The organism is Bacillus sp. T33-2 (assembly GCF_002860205.1).
Lineage (GTDB): Bacteria > Bacillota > Bacilli > Bacillales > Cytobacillaceae > T33-2.
The window spans coordinates 1-1187 of sequence record NZ_PGVB01000063.1; the positions used below are offsets into that span (position 1 = coordinate 1).

A 1187-nucleotide genomic window follows, 5' to 3' on the forward strand; every position below is an offset into this window, starting at 1 on the left:
GTAGAACATCACCTTGCCAAGGTGGGGGTCGCGGGTTCGAATCCCGTCTTCCGCTCCATTTTTATGCCGGGGTGGCGGAACTGGCAGACGCACAGGACTTAAAATCCTGCGGTAGGTGACTACCGTACCGGTTCGATTCCGGTCCTCGGCACCAAATATTTAATGCGCCCGTAGCTCAATTGGATAGAGCGTCTGACTACGGATCAGAAGGTTATGGGTTCGACTCCTGTCGGGCGCGCCATTAGTTAATTATCGGGAAGTAGCTCAGCTTGGTAGAGCACTTGGTTTGGGACCAAGGGGTCGCAGGTTCGAATCCTGTCTTCCCGACCATTCAAAATATTGGGGCCTTAGCTCAGCTGGGAGAGCGCCTGCTTTGCACGCAGGAGGTCAGCGGTTCGATCCCGCTAGGCTCCACCAATATATTAATACAATAACTTGGCGGTGTAGCTCAGCTGGCTAGAGCGTACGGTTCATACCCGTAAGGTCGGGGGTTCGATCCCCTCCGCCGCTACCATTATTATATTTGGACCTTTAGCTCAGCTGGTTAGAGCAACGAGCAAGGCTACCATGAGATGCTCCCAGTTGTACCCATCGAGCTGCTGCTTGAATAAGCTTTCCGAGATGGGGACAGACAACAGAGTTGGAATCAACATAATTTTTATAATATTAAACATGGACCTTTAGCTCAGCTGGTTAGAGCAGACGGCTCATAACCGTCCGGTCGTAGGTTCGAGTCCTACAAGGTCCACCATTATATTACGGAGGAATACCCAAGTCTGGCTGAAGGGATCGGTCTTGAAAACCGACAGGCGGGTTACACCGCGCGGGGGTTCGAATCCCTCTTCCTCCGCCATATTACTGTTAAAAAAGTAATTGGCACTAAATAATACCGTCGCGGGGTGGAGCAACGAGCGTTACTTCATCGAATAAAAGATGAGTTGTACCGATCTAGTTGCTGCTTGAGTAAGCTTTCTGAGATCGGGACAGTTGCTCTCTATGAGCATATGCAACATTATATGAAATAATACCGTCGCGGGGTGGAGCAGTCCGGTAGCTCGTCGGGCTCATAACCCGAAGGTCGCAGGTTCAAATCCTGCCCCCGCAATCTGGTCCCGTGGTGTAGCGGTTAACATGCCTGCCTGTCACGCAGGAGATCGCGGGTTCGATTCCCGTCGGGACCGCCATTT

Annotated in this window: 9 tRNA genes; all 9 read left to right on the top strand. The window is 51.8% G+C overall.

The features are described from left to right. The first annotated feature begins 65 nt into the window (after positions 1–65). The 9 genes from CVD19_RS24110 (at position 66) to CVD19_RS24150 (ending at position 1184) form a co-directional block, all read left to right on the top strand. Positions 66–154: transfer RNA gene (locus CVD19_RS24110), tRNA-Leu, on the top strand. A gap of 10 nt (positions 155–164) precedes the next feature. Further along, a tRNA-Arg gene (locus CVD19_RS24115) sits at positions 165–241 on the top strand. A 12-nt stretch (positions 242–253) separates the two neighbouring features. Continuing rightward, positions 254–330, top strand: a tRNA-Pro gene (locus CVD19_RS24120). An 11-nt stretch (positions 331–341) separates the two neighbouring features. Further along, positions 342–417: transfer RNA gene (locus tag CVD19_RS24125), tRNA-Ala, on the top strand. A 20-nt stretch (positions 418–437) separates the two neighbouring features. Continuing rightward, a tRNA-Met gene (locus tag CVD19_RS24130) sits at positions 438–514 on the top strand. Positions 515–674: 160 nt separating this feature from the next. Further along, positions 675–751, top strand: a tRNA-Ile gene (locus CVD19_RS24135). Between the two features lie 9 nt (positions 752–760). Beyond that, positions 761–853: transfer RNA gene (locus CVD19_RS24140), tRNA-Ser, on the top strand. 178 nt (positions 854–1031) lie between these two features. Then, positions 1032–1105 (top strand) — tRNA-Met (locus tag CVD19_RS24145). Between the two features lie 3 nt (positions 1106–1108). Next, positions 1109–1184 (top strand) — tRNA-Asp (locus CVD19_RS24150). Positions 1185–1187 lie beyond the last annotated feature (3 nt).